This window comes from Sphingobium herbicidovorans (genome assembly GCF_002080435.1).
In the GTDB taxonomy this organism is placed as follows: domain Bacteria; phylum Pseudomonadota; class Alphaproteobacteria; order Sphingomonadales; family Sphingomonadaceae; genus Sphingobium; species Sphingobium herbicidovorans.
The window spans coordinates 127,324-143,674 of record NZ_CP020540.1 but is presented as its reverse complement, the minus strand read 5'-3'; the positions used below and the strand labels follow the sequence as shown (position 1 = coordinate 143,674).

Below are 16,351 nucleotides of genomic sequence, written 5' to 3'. Positions count from 1 at the left end.
ATAGGAATCGAAGATGGCACTGCAAATTCATCAGTTCCCGTGCCTCAGTGACAACTACGCCTTTCTTGTCCGTGACGAGGCGAGCGGAAAGGTCGCGTCGATTGATACACCCGATGCAGGCGCGATCCTGGCTGAGGCTGATGCGCTCGGCTGGCGCATCGACATGATCCTGAACACGCATTGGCATCCGGACCACGCCGGGGGAAATGCGAAGATCAAGGCGCGGTTCGGTTCGGTGGTCGTCGCACCCGAAGAAGTGCGCCAGCTGAGCGAGATCGATCAGGTCGTCACGCACGGCGACAGCGTCTGGTTGGGCGATACTCGGTTCGACGTGATTGACACGGGCGGGCATACGCTGGGACATGTGTGCTTCCATGCGCCGTCCGAGGCCACGGTGTTCGTGGGGGACACGCTGTTCCCCATGGGCTGCGGCCGCTTGTTCGAAGGTACCCCGGATCAGATGTGGGCCAGCCTGTCGCGCCTTGTCAGATTGCCTGATGCCACGCTCGTATATTCGGCGCACGAATATACATTGGCCAATGCGCGGTTCGCCGTGTCGGTCGACACGTCCGAAAGTGTCGCCCAACGTGTCGCGGCGGTAGAACTCGCCAGGGCAAACGATCGGCCAACGGTGCCCACCACGATTGGCGAGGAAAAGGCGACGAACCCGTTCCTGCGCGCGCCGCTACTGGTGCAGAGCGTTTCGGACGTCGAGGCATTTGCGCAAATACGTCAGCGCAAGGACGTGTTCTGACCCGTCTCCGCCGGCGGAACAGCATTCACGATGCCATGGCGTGGCGGGCGGGCGCTCTTTGCGGCGAGTTGCCTGTTAGGGAATGCACAATTGTGTGGGCGTGCTTGGGCCCTTGCTGTGGCTATCCTTGGCCTGTCTAACACGCTCATCTCATCTCGAAACAGCGCCTGCACATAGGGGACTTACGTGGCCGCCATAGATCTGCCCACACCAGCGTTCATGGACAGCGACGAATTGCGGATGCTGCAGGATGCGGTTGACCAGTTCCTGTCGGTGCATGCAGACACCGAGGCGTTGGCGCGCTGGCGCGAGCAGGGGTATGTCGATCGCGCGACATGGGAGGCGGCGGGGCAGGCGGGCCTGCTCGGCATGATGATCCCGGAGGCCTATGGCGGTGCCGGCGCGGATTTTCGCTACGAGGCGATCCTGATGGAGCGGCTCGGGCTACGCAACGCGCTCAATTTTGCGGTGCCGCTGCATAACGCCGCCGTCGTACCCTACCTCGTCGATTATGCGAACGAGGCGCAAAAAGCGCGTTGGCTTCCCGGCCTCGTGACCGGTGAGAATATCCTTGCCATCGCGATGAGCGAGCCGGGTGCTGGATCGGACCTCCAATCGATGCGCACCACCGCGTGCAAGGACGGCGACTCCTACGTCATCAACGGCCAGAAGACGTTCATCTCCAACGGCTACCACGCCAACGTCATCATCGTCGCGGCGAAGACCGACGCCAATGCTGGTTCCAAAGGCATTTCGCTGTTCGTGGTCGATACTGACAAGGTCGCGGGGTTCGAGCGCGGACGGCTGCTGCACAAGCTAGGGCAGGAAGGCCGCGATACCGCCGAACTCTACTTTTCCGATATGCGAGTGCCGGCCGACTGCCTGCTCGGCGGCGAAGGGCAGGGTTTTTCCATGCTGATGGCAAAGCTGCCACAGGAACGCCTCGTCATCGGCTGGCAGGCGATCGGCATGATCGAGGCGGCCCTGCAAGCAACCATCGATTACGTCAAGGACCGCAATGCCTTTGGTAAGACATTGTTCGATTTCCAGAACACTCAGTTCAAGCTCGCGGAATGCAAGACGCAAGCGACCATCGCCAAGACGTTCCTCTATCATTGCACTGAGCAGTTGCTGGCGGGCAAGCTGGACGCTGCGACTGCCTCGATGGCCAAATACTGGATTACCGAAGCGCAGGGCAAGATCATCGACGAGTGCCTGCAGTTTTTTGGTGGCTATGGATATATTCTCGATTACCCTATCGCGGAAATGTATAAGGATGCTCGCGCATTCCGTATATATGGTGGCGCGAACGAAGTCATGAAGCTCCTCATTGCTCGATCGCTATGATTGCAGCTGCTCAAAGTCAGGGAAAATCAACCGTGCCAGTTAACTTCGAAATCATCAATGGCGTCGCTACTATCACCATCGATCGGCCCGAGGCGCGCAACTCGATCGATCGCGAGGCAGCGATAGCGATCGATGCAGCGATCAAGCAGATCGAGAGCGACAGCGCGATCCGTGTAGGCATCATCACCGGCGCGGGTGGCAACTTCTGCGCGGGAATGGACCTGAAGGCATTCCTGCGCGGCGAAACCGTCCGCCTGCCTGACAGCGGTTTTGCCGGGGTCACCCAGGCCAAGCGAACGAAGCCGCTGATCGCCGCTGTGGAAGGCTATGCGCTGGCTGGCGGGTTCGAAATCGCGCTAGCGTGCGACATGGTCGTGGCTTCCGAAGAGGCGCAGTTCGGCCTCACGGAAGCCAAGCGCGGCTTGGTCGCCAATGCCGGCGGTCTTGTGCGCCTGCCACGGCAACTGCCGATCAAGATCGCAACCCAGCTGGTGCTGGTCGGTGACCTTCATCCTGCCTCGCTGCTGGCAACGCATGGCCTGATCAATGTGGTGACGCCCAAGGGCGGTGCACTTGACGGCGCGCTGGAGCTGGCGCGCAAGATCGCGGCGAATGGTCCGTTGGCTGTTGCTGTCGGTCGGCAAGTGTTGAACGAGAGCCTGGAATGGCCCGCCGACGAACTGTTTGACCGGCAGAATGCGATCACCGCCGCGGTTTTCGCGTCGGAAGACGCCAAGGAAGGCGCGCGCGCCTTCGCCGAGAAGCGCGCGCCGGTCTGGCGCGGGGTGTAACCATCTAGAGCAGAATCCGTTCACTCTGGTTCATACCCGGTGGCAGTAAAGTAATTTGCGCATTCTTCGGGAGTGAAGCGGGGCAGAGCCTCGCGAATTACATCCCATAGCTCGGGGACGGTTCGGGCGGCGGCTTTCCGCAGGATGGCCTTGAGCTTCGAGAAGGCGTTTTCGATTGGATTGAAGTCGGGACTGTATGGCGGAAGGAACAGCATTCGCGCCCCGACTGCTTCGATGGCTTCACGGGCCGCCATGGTTTTATGAGCTGGCAGATTGTCGAGGATGACGATATCGCCGGGACGCAGCGTTGGCGCCAGAACCTGCGCTGCATAGGCAGCGAACCATTCGCCAGTCATGGGACCGTCCAGGACCATGGGTGCGGTCATGCCCGTTAGACGCAGCGCGCCGGTGAAGGTGGTGGTTTTCCAATGGCCGTGCGGGATTGGGGAGCGACAGCGCATGCCGCGCTGGGCCCGTCCCCGCAGACGCGCCATTTTCGTCGATGCGCCGGTCTCATCGATGAACACCAACCGTTCGGGATCGAGATCAGGTTGGGCCTTGAACCATGCGCGTCGCCGCGTGAGAACGTCGGGCCGCTCCTGCTCGCTGGCGTGCGCTGTTTTTTTTCACGGTCATTGAGTGACGATCAAGGAAACGCCAGATCGTGCTCGTTGCAAATACGGCTCCATGCTGCGATCGAAGCATCTCGGCCAGTTCAACGAGCGTGATGTCCACCTGCTCCTCGATCGCACCGAGAATAATGTCGCGATGGGCTTCAATCCGCCGCGACCGCATGTCGCCGCCCTGCGGCTTCGCCCGCGTCGATCCAGTCTCCCGCCATTCGCGAACCCAACGGATCGCGCTCGCCGCCGCAACTCCAAAACGCTCAGCTGCCGCGCGCCGTGACAGGCCCCCATCAACCGCCGCAATCACCCGCGAACGTAAATCCTCTGAGATGGACTTCGTCATGCCAGGCTGGCCTCCTTGTCCAGCTGACATCTTGAATCAGATTTTCCAACGAAAAGGAATCGTCCAGATTCAGTTAGGTCGGATTATGCTCTAGCGCGCCGGCGGGTCCCCCCGGCGCGCTGCCTTCCAATCAGGAAATAGCGAAATCGTCAGCCCAGCATGACAGCGCCGCGTCGGGATCGCGATTGATCGGACGAGGCGGCCATTGGACGGCCGCCGGCGTTGCCGAGAACCGCGGCGCGGGGGCGGGCAGGGTAACACCGTCGAGATCTATGAAGGTGCTACGCGCAACGTTGTGCGAATGCTGCGGCGCTTCATCGAGCGTCAGCACGGGTGCAAAGCAGGCGTCGGTTCCGTCCATGAGGGCGCACCACTCGTCACGCGTCTTAGTCGCGAATACGGCCGCAAACTGCGCCTTGTATTCAGGCCAGTTGGCCTTCTCCATTTGCGGTCCGGTCAGCGTGTCGGCCATCCCGGTCAAGTCGAGCAGCAGTCGATAGAACTGCGGTTCGAGCGAACCAATCGCAATCCAGCGGTCGTCGGAACAGCGGTATGTGTCATAGAATGGCGCGCCGCCGTCGAGCAGGTTCGATGCCCGCTGATCCTTCCAGTCGCCCGAGGCTCGCCGCCCGTAGAAGGGCGACATGAGATAGGCGGCGCAGTCGGTCATCGCGACATCCACCACCTGCCCCTGGCCGGTCGTGCGCGCATGCAGCAGCGCCGCCAACATGCCTGCGACGAGGAACATCGCGCCGCCGTAATCGCCCACGAGGTTCAGCGGTGCGATTGGCTTGTCCGGCGTGCCGATGGCGTGAAGCGCGCCACTGATAGCGAGGTAATTAATGTCGTGGCCGGCCGCCGCCGATTGCGGGCCGTACTGGCCCCAGCCGGTCATCCGGCCATAGACGAGCGCCGGATTGCGCGCCAGCATTGCGTCGGGCCCCAGTCCCAGCCGCTCCATGACGCCCGGCCGATTGCCTTCCAACACTAGTTCGGCCTTTTCGGCCAAGGCTAGAACCTTGTCGATATCGGCCGGGTCCTTGAGGTCGAGCGCGATGGCACGTCGGCCGCGACCATCGAAGCGAAACTTGTCAGGATCGACGGCGCCCTTGCGGTAGATACGCACGACATCCGCCCCGAAATCGGACAGGAGGGTGCCTGCGAAGGGCCCCGGCCCCAGCCCGGCAAATTCGAGCACCCTGATACCGGCCAACGGGCCCTGCACCGTAATCATTCATTCGTCTCCGTCCAACGACCTCGTCGGGTCATGCACCCGTGAAATTCGGCGGCCGCTTCTCGCGGAAGGCTGCGACCCCTTCCTGAAAGTCGCACGTCTCGCCCGCCTCCTTCTGCAGCCGGCGCTCCAGTGCCAGCGCGTCGCTCAGCGTCTGTTCGGACGCTAGGCGAACGCCCTGCCGGATCATCGCATAGGCGCGGGTGGGGCCGCGCGCAAGCTTGTGCGCGATTGAATTGACCCGGCTGTAAAGCGCATCTTCGTCCACAACCTCGTAGATCATGCCCCAGTCAAGCGCGGTTGCGGCCGGGATGCGCTCGGCGAGCATCATCATGGCCTGCGCCCGGGCGCGGCCGATCAATCGCGGCAACAGCCACAAGCTGCCAGCATCCGGCACCAGGCCCACCTTCGCAAAAGCCTGAAGGAAGAAGGCGGACTGTGCTGCCACAGTGATGTCGGCGGCAAGCGCCAGCATGCAGGCGGCGCCGGCAACCGCGCCGTGTACGCCGGCGACGATCGGTACTGGAAGGGCGAACATCCGCTCGATCAGCGGATTGTAATAGTCCTCTAACACTTGGCCCGCATCGAGCAGGCCGGGCTCCTGAGGAATGCCGCCGCTGCTGAGATCGGCGCCGCTGGAAAAGCCGCGCCCCTTGCCGGTGAGCAGCAGGACACGGACATTGCCGCCATCGCGTACTCTGTCGAGCGCATCGATGACTTCGCCCAGTAGCGGGCGGTTGAGCGCATTCAACGCGTCCGGCCGCGCCAGCTGAAGATGGGCGATGCCCCCTTCTTCGACGAAAACAATCGTTTCGTAGGTCACTTAATTCCCCGTCCCCGGGCAAATACCCGGCAAGCGCCGCTGTTCCGGCTCATCCGTGACCGCAAGCGCAGTCAACCTCGCCATTCAATCTTCAAATTGAACGCCAGGCCTTACTGGCTCACCCACTCCACTGCATCGGCGATGCTGGCGCGGCGCGAGCGGAAACTGTTCGCCGGATGGGCTTCATCGGGATAACCGAACGATGCGCCGAGCACGACCATGCGATCGTCGGGCACGTTAAAATGTTCGTGGATCAGCGGGCCGTAAATGGCGAGCGCGGCCTGCGGGATCATGCCGAGGCCGAGGCTCTGTGCGGCGAGTAGTAGGCTGCCGACATACAGGCCGCAATCGATGGCGCCGTAGGTGCCGAGGTCCCGCGGGGAGGTAACGATCAGCGCATTGGGTGCGCCGAACAGCCGGAAATTCTCCAGCACCTGCCTGCCGGATGCGACGCGGTCGCCAAAGGCGATGCCCACGCTTTCATAGAGTTGCCAGCCTACTTCGCGCTGGCGTTCCTTGTACACCCCGCGATAGGCGGTAGGGAAGGGAAAGTCCGGGGCGAACACAGGTCCGCCGCTCGCAGCAGCGTCAGCGGCTGCTTGATCGAACAACAACTGGCGCAGGCGCTCGGTCCCTGCGCCTTCGGTGACGATCACCTGCCAAGGCTGCGAGTTGCACCACGACGCCGACATCTGAGCGATCTCGAGCATGCGTTCGATTTCGGGCCGCGATACGGGCTCGGGCCGGTAGCTGCGGCAGCTGTAGCGCTCTGCCAGCAGCCGCGACAGAACCGCAGATTCCTCGGTCCATTTGCCCTGATCGGTGTCCAGCGGCTTGCGATCAATCTGTTCCAAGCTCTTTGTTTCCTACTCGATGCTTCAATCTGCAGGGAAGGTGGTGATGTCGGGCACCAGATCAATCCATTGTGCCTCACTGCGGTTCTGGCTTTGATCGACGATTGGCTGGCCAGGATTCAGCGCCCGCTTCCTTCCCTGCCTGCGCAATTATTCATTCCGTGTGCGCAATATCGCGTGTTTCCACTTCAGCGGACAGGCGGAACTGTGGGATGGCGAAATCGCCGCGCTGCTCGAACAGCAGCTCAACGCGCTGTCCGATCTCAACGGAATGCGGATCGCAATCCACGACATTGCTCATCATCGTCACACCCTCGTCCAGTTCGACAAGCGCCAGGACATAGGGTGTACGTGCCGCCATCGCTTCATAGGGCGCCGCCTCGACGACGACGCGCGCCACCACCTTGCCGCTACCTGCTGATACCTCCCACGCCGGATTGCTCGACCAGCACCGCGGACACAGTTCACGAACGAAGCGGAAGCGCGTGCCACAATTCGTGCAGACACACAGCCGCAGTTCGTTGGTCGCCGTACCTTCCCAGTAAAGTGCATTGATCGGCGTCACCGGTGGAATGGGTGCGCCGTTCATGGCTCGCGTCCGAAGATCAGGGTGGCATGATCGGCCATCATTCCTCCATAGACGTGGACCAGCGATGTGTCCGCCTTTTCCACCTGGTTGGGTCCTGCTTCGCCCATCACCTGCCGGATCCCCTCCAAGAGAACCGACATGCCGGATGCTTCGCCGGTGTGGCCAAAGGATAGAAGGCCGCCGCTGGTGTTCATCGGCAGCCGTCCGCCGGGATCGGTCGCCCCGCTTTCGACGAACGCACCGGCTTCACCCGGCGCGCAGAATCCCACATTTTCCAGCAGGATGAGCGGAGTGACGGAAAAGGCGTCATACAGTTGCACCAGGTCGATGTCGGCGTGGCTCAACCCGGCCCGGCGAAATGCTTCCGCTGCGGTCTGTGCCGCCCGGGTGTCGATCAACCGCGGCCCGGCTTCGCTCAGCGACCCCGGACTATGCGCCTCGCCATAGCCGAGGACATAGGCTGGCTGCGGTGACAGGCGCCGCGCGACGTCGGCACGCGTCACCAGGAGTGCGCCGCCCCCGTCGGTCGGGATGGAACAATCGAGATAGCGAAATGGGTTGGCGATAACGCGCGAATTCAACACATCCTCGACAGTGATCTCACCGCGCTCGTGCATTAATGCCATTGGATTGCGCAACGCCCATTTCCGCGCCGAAACGGCGACCCGCGCCAGATGTTCTGACGTCGCCCCCCGCTCGTGCATGAACTGCGAGGCAATCAACCCGTAAAGTGAAGGGACGGCCGGTCCGTATGGCATCTCGAAATCCTGCTCGCTCAGGATCCGCGCCATTAGCTCTCCCGCACCTGCGCCCTGTTTGACGAACTGGCCGGTGCCCACGCAAAGGACTGCGCTCGCCATGCCATCCCGGATAGCGGCAGCGGCCCGCATCACCATAATGCCGAAGCTCGCTCCACCCGCGCTCAAGGTCTCGGCGATGTTCGCCTGGATGCCAAACTCCCCGATCAACCGCTCGTGAGAGACGACGTCGATATTACCTCCGGCGATGCCAGAGGGCGCCGTTAGCAAGCCGTCTACATCCTTCGGATGGAGCTGCCACTGCCGAAGTGCTTGCTTGACCACTTCGCTGTACAACGTCGCCGGTGAATATTGGGGGTAGCGTCCAGGCTTCAGTTCGAACGTGGCGGCGACAGCGATATCGGACATCACGGTTGCCGCCGCCGTGCCACCAAGCCGAACGCATGGGCATCCCAAGTCGCCGAAGTATGCCCTTCCTCGCGTAGGATATGCTTCTGGACGCGCCCGGTCGGCGTCTTGGGAAATCCTTCGCGGAATTCGACATAGCGAGGCACTGCGAAGTGCGGCAACTGATCCATCGACCAGCGGCACAGCTCTTCCTCCGTGCACGCTTGCCCAGAACGAAGCACGACCGTAACCTTCAGCTCCTCTTCGCCGCCCTCGGTCACCGAGACCGAATGGAATGCGACTTCGCTTACTGCTGGATGACGCAGGAACGCCCGTTCGACCTCCATGCTCGAGATATTCTCGCCCCGGCTGCGGACATAATCCTTCTTGCGATCGACGAAATATAGATAGCCCTGCTCGTCCACACGGCCAAGGTCGCCGGTGTGCATCCACAGGTTCTGCCATACGCGGACGGTATCTTCGGGCCGCTTCCAATAGCCGTTGAACATGACGTTAGGCCGACGCGGGCGGACGAGGATTTCACCGGGCGCACCGGTCGCCACTTGGTTCCCGTAATCGTCGGAGATCATCAGGTCAAAGTCCTTCGAAACCGGACCCGCCGATCCGGCGGGTGGCATCGGCGCGCCGTGGGGCAGGTAGCAGACCTTGGTCGCCTCGGTTTGCCCATAGCCATAGCTGTCGATCCGCGCGACTCCGAACCGTTCAGACCAGATTTCGCGATCCGCCGGCGAAATCGGCACACCGGTGATGGCACGAAGCTGACCGCGACATCGAAGCATTGCTTCGTTGTCAGGCGCCTGCGCAAGCAACTGGAACATCGCGCCCATCAGGATTGCTGACGTCGCTCGCGATTCCTCAATGTCGTTCCAGAAATTGGTGACGGAGAATGTGCTCATAACCCTTGCGCGCGATTGGGCGAGCAATGCCGCCAGCACGACATAGGCCGAACCGCTGAGGTGGAATAGCGGCAAGGCCGTCCAGACCGTGTCGCCCGGCCGGGGCGGTACGCTGTCGTTCGACTGGCGCGCGCAGGCGCACAGATAGTTGTAGCTGATGATGCAACCCTTGGACGCACCCGTCGTGCCCGAGGTGTAGATCAGGCATGCGGTATCGCCCGGTTTAGGGCGCGTGTCGATCGGCGTATCGTCGGTGCCGCGATGATCGTCCAGCGAGCGAACGCGGATGTCGCCGGCGTTCGACTTCCCCTGGCCATTTCGGGTCAGGATCAGGCGAACTTCGGGAAGATCGCCCGCGATCATTCCGACCGCGGGAAGATAATGCTCCTCGCAAACAACCAGCGCCGCAGAAGAGTCTGCCATCTGGTGGCGAAGGAATTCGCCGCGATACGCCGTGTTCAGCGGCACCCAAATGGCGCCAAGGCGGTTCACAGCGAACCAAATCACCACGGCGTCGGCGCTGCTGTCCAGCATCGTACAGACAGTATGACCAGCACCCACGCCCAACTCGCGCAACGCATTGGCCATGCGCGTCGAACGACGGTCCACCTCGCCAAAGGTGATCGGTCCCTCTGCGAAGCTCAGAAACTCTGCGTCCGGCGACGTCGCGACGGCCCGATCGAGATGCTCGAGATAGGTTTCACCATGCGGCGCCGACGGTGCCGGTTGATGCACTTCAGAACGAACCTCGGCTTGCGCTTGCGTCATTTTGCTCGATCATCCTTGTCGTTCGCGGTCGTGCCGCTGAGCCGGTACAGGCCAGTGTGTTGCGAGCTTCATGAGCTGACAATGCGCTCGGCCGTCGGGTAGTCATTGTGCGAGCGCTGGACCGCTTTAATCAAGTCCTTCGAGCGATTTGCACCGACGCGGCATAGAGCCTGCACGGTAGCCAAAATCCGGTCTGGCGTAGGCACGTCCAGCTGAGCGGAGTGCCGAGCGCGTCACCTTCCGCGTTTGCAGCCCGCGTTTTGAGCGCGCTGACGTGTTAGGACCATCGCGTCCGCAGACCGGTCATCGCTGCGACAGTCAGTCCAGCGAGACCTGAAAGACCTAATACTGCCCATCGTCCTTGCGACGCCGGCTCTCAGATGCGGTGAAGACGAAAGGTGCCTGGACCTTCCCACCGGATAGCGACGCCAGCGCCTGCCGGCTGCGGCAGGTGCTGGACCTTGCGATCAGTCCAACTCAGCGCTCGATGTTGAAGAACTTCGCCGCATTGAGCCCGAGGACCTTTTCGCGCGCCGTTTCGGACAACGACCCCATCTGACGCGCAATCGCAGCCTTGGTATGCGGAAATGAGCCCTCATGATGCGGATAGTCGTTCGACCAGACGATGTTGTCCTCCAGTCCCGCTTCGACCAGTGCTTCCAGCGCTTCGGTTTCCTCGATGAAGGAGGCGAAACAGTTGCGCTTGAAGTAGAAGCTCGGTTCCTGCGGGATGACGGGCCGCACCCACATGTGATGGGCGCGATAGCTATAGTCCATCTGCTGAAGCAGCCACGCGATCCAACCGATGCCGCTCTCGATCGTGCCGAGACGCAACGACGGATGACGTTCAAATACGCCCGACGAAATCATCTGCACCATGGGTTCCATGGTCGTGACCATCGAGTGGCAGACAAAGTTCGTGATCGCACCGCCGGCACCGCGAACCGCGCGCGGATCCTGACCGGTTGAAACGTGCAGCACCATCGGTAGCCCGGTCTCGGCGATGGCGGCCCACAGCGGCTCAAAAAACTTGTCACAATATTCGAGTGTATTACGCGGCTGATTGAGGCGATTGTAGATCGGCCGATTAGGTAGCCACAAGCCATGGAATCCATTCGAGGCCGCCCACTGCACTTCCGAGATTGCCTCGTCCAGCGTGGCCGGCGCGATCATCGCCATCGGCATCACCGATTTGTCGCTGGAAAAAGTGTCGTGCGCCCACCTGTTCCAGGCACGCGTCATCTGTCCTGCAAACTCGGGATCCGGCGTTGCAAAAGCGAGCGTGCCCTTCTGACCGAACACGATTTCCGCATCCACGCCTTGGGTGCGTTGATCGGCCACACGCTGCTCAAGGCTGAACCCCGCCTTGGCGCGGATCATGTCCTCGTCTTCCATCTTCTTACTGTACGGGCTGATCACCTCCTGCGTCTCGAAATCCTCCGCGGTCGGAATAAGATCCTCGCGGGTTGGAGCGATTCGAACCGGCTGCGGGTCGGAACCCTCCGTGATCAGCCACTGGGTGCCGTCGTCATCGATCTGCACGCGTGGCACGCGATCATGATAGCGCTTGTCGAGGCGCGAAGTCAGAAAGTCCATTGGCTCGCTGGCGTGATTGTCGCAGCTCACGATAAAATACTTGTTCGGAGAGTCGGGATCTAGCCGATCTTGCCATTCTGCGTTGGTAGCCACTTGGCTACGCCAACTATTCTTCGTGTTGATCGCGGTCATTAAGACTCTCCAAGTTTACGAGCGACGCGCCGCCGAGCGGCATTAGCTTTATGATTCTAAGTCGGCCCAAATCCTGATCGACGGCAAGCGTTGAATGGTCGATTCTCGACAGCAGTCCGACTACTCTTCCCATGCCAGACTTCGGCCGCACCATAACTCATCAGCGCACAGTGGCGTATGAGTTTGAGATCGGGGACGCAGAAGCCGCAAGCGCCTCGGGTTCGGCATCGGCAAAATAGCCCCGCTTCATTGCCGCCAGCATGAGCCACGATGCCAGCACGAACCAGCCCGCGAACGCGCTCAACGGCAGCCAGAACCCGAATAAACCATTCCAGGCGAACGGTCCGGTCTTGAAGAAAAAGAGCAGCTGGTCGGGAAGGATCATAAGGAACAACCAGATCGACGTCCAGCCCGACCAACGCGGAAACACCGGATTGGCACTACGGTCGCAAAGCGCCGCCACCGCCATACCCAGCGGCAATGGCCAGAAAATCGTCGCGCCACCGATCAATTGCAGCCACGCCCAGTCATTGAGCATGAGGATGACATCGGGCGACCGGTCCGGGCGATAGGCCGCAACCAACCAGAAGATCGCCGGGTAGAATGTAAGCACGATCGTGCCGATGCCGCCGAGCACGATCGAATAGGTAAGGACCCCTGGCCCGCCCTCGATCCGCGAGATATATTGGGCAAGGATGGCGGTGAAAGGCGCGCACATCGCGGCGCCGATCATGACGATGATCATGCCGAGTTGAATGCGCGTGACGTTGCCCTGGTACACCGCTGCGATTTCTTCGGCGCCGGCGCTGGGGCGGTGCGGCGGCACGAACCCGGCAACGGCAACCCAGCCAAGAAGAAGCAGGGCCACATACCAGTACCCGCTGGTGGCACCGAAGCGCTGGATTGCTCGCCTTGCAGATGCACTCATCATCGGATCAATCCTTCTCCTGCAACCGGCGACTGTTCAATGGCACAACCGCATGACGTTTCTAAGCTGTGCCGACTGTCCTCGTCCGCTGACTCGTTAGCGGGCCGGTGAGCACGCTTATCTATATGGCCAGCTGCCATTCCGAAAGGCGATGTGGAAGCACTTTGCACAATTGCGACAGACGTTACGCTCGCTAGGGGCAGGGCATCGACGTGGACCGATGCTGGCTGCTGTTCATCGGGCGCGGCAGATCGGTGGGCGCTTGATCGAAGAGCATCACGCTCGCCGCTTCTCCAGGCGTGCACGGTGCTCCTGCGCTGGCCCTTCTATACCGCTGTGTCTGCGCCCGCTGACAAGGTTTCGTGCGTTTTCTCGCTATTCTCGATAGGAGCGGGGAGTTGGCAAAACGGCTCCACCGCGTACAACTCCGAGGAGTAAAGGCATTAGTCCAGGAGACCAGGATGACCGTATATTTCATTGCCGCGATCGACCGGCAGAATCTCGAGGCTTATGGCGAGTATGAGGCCGGCTCTTTCGCGAGCCTTGAGGGCCAGGATGTCGAGGCGCTGGCCGTCACGGACAGCCCGGAATTGCTCGAGGGTGCCATCCCCGCCCAACGCATGATCCTGATGAAGTTCAAGGATCGCGACGCCTTGCAGCGGTGGTATGATTCGCCCATCTACCAGAAGGTGCTGCCCATCCGGCATGCGAATGCGGACACGAAGTTTATCGTAGCGATCGACGGGCTGGCTTGAAACTCGCGGGCACCATGCGGTGGGCTCGCAATGCTGAAACTCGGATCGATGCCTTGAGTTCGCATCGCCGGCTTCGAATGTGGATGGCGCGTGGCAGATATTGAGCACCGAATGTTCAGAACGGCTGACGGCATCACGCTAGTCGCAGATGTGGCCGGCTCGCCCGATGCTCCGACCGTTGTGCTGGCGCACGGCGGCGGACAGACCCGGCACAGCTGGAAGCAGCTCTTCATGGGATTGGTCAACCGGGGCTATTCGGTCGTCAATTACGACGCGCGGGGACATGGCGACAGCGATTGGGCGGCGGATGGAGACTATACCATTCCAGCGCTTTCGCGCGACCTGTGCACCATCCTGCCGACGATCAAGGGGCCAGTGGCATTGGTCGGCGCGTCGATGGGTGGCGCAAGCGCCTTCTATGCGATTGGGTCCAGCCCGCAACCGATCGCGAAGGCTCTGATCATGGTGGATATCGTGCCGCGGCCTGCAAAGAAGGGCACGGATCATATTCATGCTTTCATGACGGCGCATCCCGACGGGTTCGAGACGCTGGAGGAAGCGGCTGATGCGGTCGCTACCTACTATCCAGACCGCGAGCGGCCCAAGGATTCGACCGGCCTGAACAAGAATTTGCGGGCAAGCCCCGACGGACGGCTGCGCTGGCACTGGGATCCTGCATTACTGAACGCCAATCCAAGCTCAGAACCGCCTTTGTTCACCGAGCACATGATTGGGGTCGCCGCACGGGTGACGTTGCCAACGCTGCTGATACGTGGGGGCCGCAGCGATATTGTAGACGAAGCCGGCGTGGCGGAAATGCGGGCGCTGGTGCCTCAGACGGAAGTCTTCGAAGTGCCCGATGCGGGACATATGGTTGCGGGCGATCGAAATGATGCGTTCAACGAAGGGGTTTTTGCGTTTCTCGATCGACGCCTTCCTCTGCATTAGATGGTCGGTATGGCGCTCAGGTTTGAGAGCGTTGGGGATGGAACATTTAGCATGGCGGCCATGCTGAGCATTATCATGTGCGGTTTCGAGCCCGTCCTGCGCGCACGAGCCGGAGCGCAGGATGAACATGAAAGGATATGAGCATGACAAAGGTTGCCGAGATTGACCCGTTCTGGGCTTGGGGGGACGACACGGATCAGCCGCGGGTGCTGCACACGATGCTGCGCGTCCGGGATGTCGATCAGTCGCTATGCTTTTACCGTGACGGTCTGGGTATGACGCTGCTCGATCGCTACGACGTCGAGCAGGGCCGGTTCTCGATCCTGTTCCTGTCATTCGCCGGATATCGCGATGGGCCCGCGGCGGTTGAACTGACCTATAATTGGGATGCGGACATCGACTACACCCACGGATCTGGTTTTGGGCATATCGCGATCGGCGTGCCTGACGTGACCAAGATGTACACTCGCCTTGCGGATTATGGCGGGACACAGATCACCGCCCCCAAGACGCTGTTTGCCGGCGGGCCCCAACTTGCCTTCGTTAAGGATCCCGATGGCTATCCTATTGAACTCATCCAGATCCGGCGGGGTACCGACAGCAACTGAAGACAAGGCGCAGGCGCGAGTTCTCAATCGTCGGGCGAACGCTCTGCCGCGCCTGATCCAAGCCCGGATAGCCCCGTCTTCGTCCGACTTCACGATGATTGATGATCGTTCTGGCGAAAGGCCCGGCACGCTTAGTGGTCACATCATGGATCCCTGAACTGCCCCTCGATTTTGCATGATTGAGGCTCAAAGCCAGGATCGGGCGCGATGTATGCAGAACGATAAAGGCAAGCTGATAACAGCTGCCCCCATGTAATTAGCGGAAGAGGAGCCCAGACTTGAAGGATGAACGACAGCTGACCTCCGGGAAAATTCCTGGTGAACCTGGTCTGTGGGTCATGATACTCGGCGACCTGTTCGTATTCGCATTGCTGTTCGGAACGGTTGCTTATTATCGCATGGAACAGCCTGCGGTATTCCATGCCTCGCATCCCACGCTCAACCAGGCGCTCGGCCTGACGAACACCTTTGTTCTATTGACGAGTTCGTTGCTAGTCGTTCTGGGGCTAGAGGCTGCCCGCAAGGGAGAAGACACTGCGGCGATACGGTGGATCACTAACGCCAAGGTACTCGGACTGATTTTCATCTGTATTAAGTCAGTCGAATATTATCAAAAGTGGGCGGAAGGGCTTCTTCCGAGCACCAACATATTTTTTATGCTTTACTTCGTTATTACCGGCATTCACTTGATACATGTGCTGATTGGGCTGGCAGCCCTGCAATATTTTGGCAGGTTGGTCTCCGGAAAGACGCAGAGCACGAACCTGGAGCTCATTGAGTGCTGCGCTTTGTTTTGGCATCTCGTCGATGTTCTCTGGGTCTTCCTGTTTGCCATTTTCTACATCCACAGGTGAAACTGATGATATCCTTTTCAGGTCGCCCGGTCCTCATCTGGGTGATACTCGTGGCTGCCACGTTGCTGTCCTATCTCACTTGGATCAATCCAGCGATCCTGAACCCGAGCATTGCCGGATCAATCGTGATGCTCATGGCGATGGCCAAGGCGTGGCTCATCGGGATGCACTTCATGGAACTGAGAGCTGCGGTACGGCCGCTGCGACTGGCCTATTCGGTCTGGGTCCTTGTGGTCGGCGTGGTATTACTCGTGATGCTTGACGTGAGTTGAGCCAATATTGCGTTAATTGAGCGCTGATCACCCGGAACAATAGCGGACGGAATGAAGGTGATCGTGC

General features: G+C 60.7%; 17 protein-coding genes. 8 read left to right on the top strand and 9 right to left on the bottom strand.

The window, feature by feature from the left end; all coding sequences use genetic code 11:
• Window positions 1-13: 13 nt before the first annotated feature.
• The 3 genes from gloB (at window position 14) to B6S01_RS19785 (ending at window position 2,892) form a co-directional block, all read left to right on the top strand.
• On the top strand, window positions 14-754 hold the full coding sequence (gloB, locus tag B6S01_RS19795; protein WP_037463705.1) for a hydroxyacylglutathione hydrolase: 741 nt from the start codon (window positions 14-16) through the stop codon (window positions 752-754).
• Between the two features lie 186 nt (window positions 755-940).
• On the top strand, window positions 941-2,101 hold the full coding sequence (locus B6S01_RS19790; RefSeq protein WP_037463709.1) for an acyl-CoA dehydrogenase family protein: 1,161 nt from the start codon (window positions 941-943) through the stop codon (window positions 2,099-2,101).
• Complete coding sequence (locus B6S01_RS19785; protein ID WP_051908113.1) at window positions 2,098-2,892, top strand: crotonase/enoyl-CoA hydratase family protein; 795 nt, start codon at window positions 2,098-2,100, stop codon at window positions 2,890-2,892. Before B6S01_RS19790 ends, B6S01_RS19785 begins: the two co-directional genes overlap by 4 nt.
• 20 nt (window positions 2,893-2,912) lie before the next feature.
• On the opposite strand, the gene B6S01_RS19780 is transcribed toward B6S01_RS19785, so the two are convergent.
• The 9 genes from B6S01_RS19780 to B6S01_RS19740 form a co-directional block, all read right to left on the bottom strand.
• A protein-coding gene (locus tag B6S01_RS19780) for an IS630 family transposase (protein ID WP_231567947.1) occupies window positions 2,913-3,861 on the bottom strand; the annotation gives its coding sequence in 2 pieces (ribosomal slippage) (window positions 2,913-3,519 and window positions 3,518-3,861; 951 coding nt in all).
• A gap of 130 nt (window positions 3,862-3,991) precedes the next feature.
• Window positions 3,992-5,095 carry a CaiB/BaiF CoA transferase family protein gene (locus B6S01_RS19775; protein ID WP_037463713.1) on the bottom strand — a complete coding sequence of 368 codons (1,104 nt, stop codon included), beginning with the start codon at window positions 5,093-5,095 and terminating at the stop codon, window positions 3,992-3,994.
• Between the two features lie 31 nt (window positions 5,096-5,126).
• Window positions 5,127-5,918: an enoyl-CoA hydratase-related protein gene (locus tag B6S01_RS19770; RefSeq protein WP_037463716.1), complete on the bottom strand. Its 792-nt coding sequence runs from the start codon at window positions 5,916-5,918 to the stop codon at window positions 5,127-5,129.
• A 110-nt stretch (window positions 5,919-6,028) separates the two neighbouring features.
• Window positions 6,029-6,772 carry a nitroreductase gene (locus B6S01_RS19765; protein WP_231567948.1) on the bottom strand — a complete coding sequence of 248 codons (744 nt, stop codon included), beginning with the start codon at window positions 6,770-6,772 and terminating at the stop codon, window positions 6,029-6,031.
• A gap of 154 nt (window positions 6,773-6,926) precedes the next feature.
• Window positions 6,927-7,361: a Zn-ribbon domain-containing OB-fold protein gene (locus B6S01_RS19760; protein ID WP_037463719.1), complete on the bottom strand. Its 435-nt coding sequence runs from the start codon at window positions 7,359-7,361 to the stop codon at window positions 6,927-6,929.
• Window positions 7,358-8,527 (bottom strand): thiolase family protein, encoded by a 1,170-nt coding sequence (locus B6S01_RS19755; protein WP_037463722.1) that lies wholly within the window; start codon window positions 8,525-8,527, stop codon window positions 7,358-7,360. The genes B6S01_RS19760 and B6S01_RS19755 overlap by 4 nt, the downstream gene beginning before the upstream one ends.
• A complete protein-coding gene (locus B6S01_RS19750) occupies window positions 8,527-10,191 on the bottom strand; it encodes an AMP-binding protein (RefSeq protein ID WP_081570600.1) in 1,665 nt (554 codons plus the stop codon). The genes B6S01_RS19755 and B6S01_RS19750 overlap by 1 nt, the downstream gene beginning before the upstream one ends.
• A gap of 477 nt (window positions 10,192-10,668) precedes the next feature.
• The gene (locus B6S01_RS19745; protein WP_081570599.1) at window positions 10,669-11,919 is read right to left on the bottom strand and encodes an amidohydrolase family protein; all 1,251 of its coding nucleotides are present in this window, start codon (window positions 11,917-11,919) and stop codon (window positions 10,669-10,671) included.
• A 160-nt stretch (window positions 11,920-12,079) separates the two neighbouring features.
• Window positions 12,080-12,850, bottom strand: a complete 771-nt coding sequence (locus B6S01_RS19740; protein ID WP_081570598.1) for a hypothetical protein — start codon at window positions 12,848-12,850, stop codon at window positions 12,080-12,082.
• Window positions 12,851-13,308: 458 nt separating this feature from the next.
• Here B6S01_RS19740 and B6S01_RS19735 point away from each other — a divergent pair, with 458 nt between their 5' ends.
• The 5 genes from B6S01_RS19735 (at window position 13,309) to B6S01_RS19715 (ending at window position 16,284) form a co-directional block, all read left to right on the top strand.
• Window positions 13,309-13,602: a DUF1330 domain-containing protein gene (locus B6S01_RS19735; RefSeq protein WP_051908118.1), complete on the top strand. Its 294-nt coding sequence runs from the start codon at window positions 13,309-13,311 to the stop codon at window positions 13,600-13,602.
• Between the two features lie 111 nt (window positions 13,603-13,713).
• Entirely contained in the window at window positions 13,714-14,550 is an 837-nt protein-coding gene (locus tag B6S01_RS19730) for an alpha/beta fold hydrolase (RefSeq protein ID WP_231567949.1), read from the top strand.
• Between the two features lie 143 nt (window positions 14,551-14,693).
• Window positions 14,694-15,158 (top strand): VOC family protein, encoded by a 465-nt coding sequence (locus tag B6S01_RS19725; protein WP_231567950.1) that lies wholly within the window; start codon window positions 14,694-14,696, stop codon window positions 15,156-15,158.
• A gap of 278 nt (window positions 15,159-15,436) precedes the next feature.
• Window positions 15,437-16,012, top strand: a complete 576-nt coding sequence (locus tag B6S01_RS19720; RefSeq protein WP_037463733.1) for a cytochrome c oxidase subunit 3 — start codon at window positions 15,437-15,439, stop codon at window positions 16,010-16,012.
• 5 nt (window positions 16,013-16,017) lie between these two features.
• Window positions 16,018-16,284 (top strand): cytochrome C oxidase subunit IV family protein, encoded by a 267-nt coding sequence (locus tag B6S01_RS19715; RefSeq protein ID WP_081570596.1) that lies wholly within the window; start codon window positions 16,018-16,020, stop codon window positions 16,282-16,284.
• The last annotated feature ends 67 nt before the right edge of the window (window positions 16,285-16,351 follow it).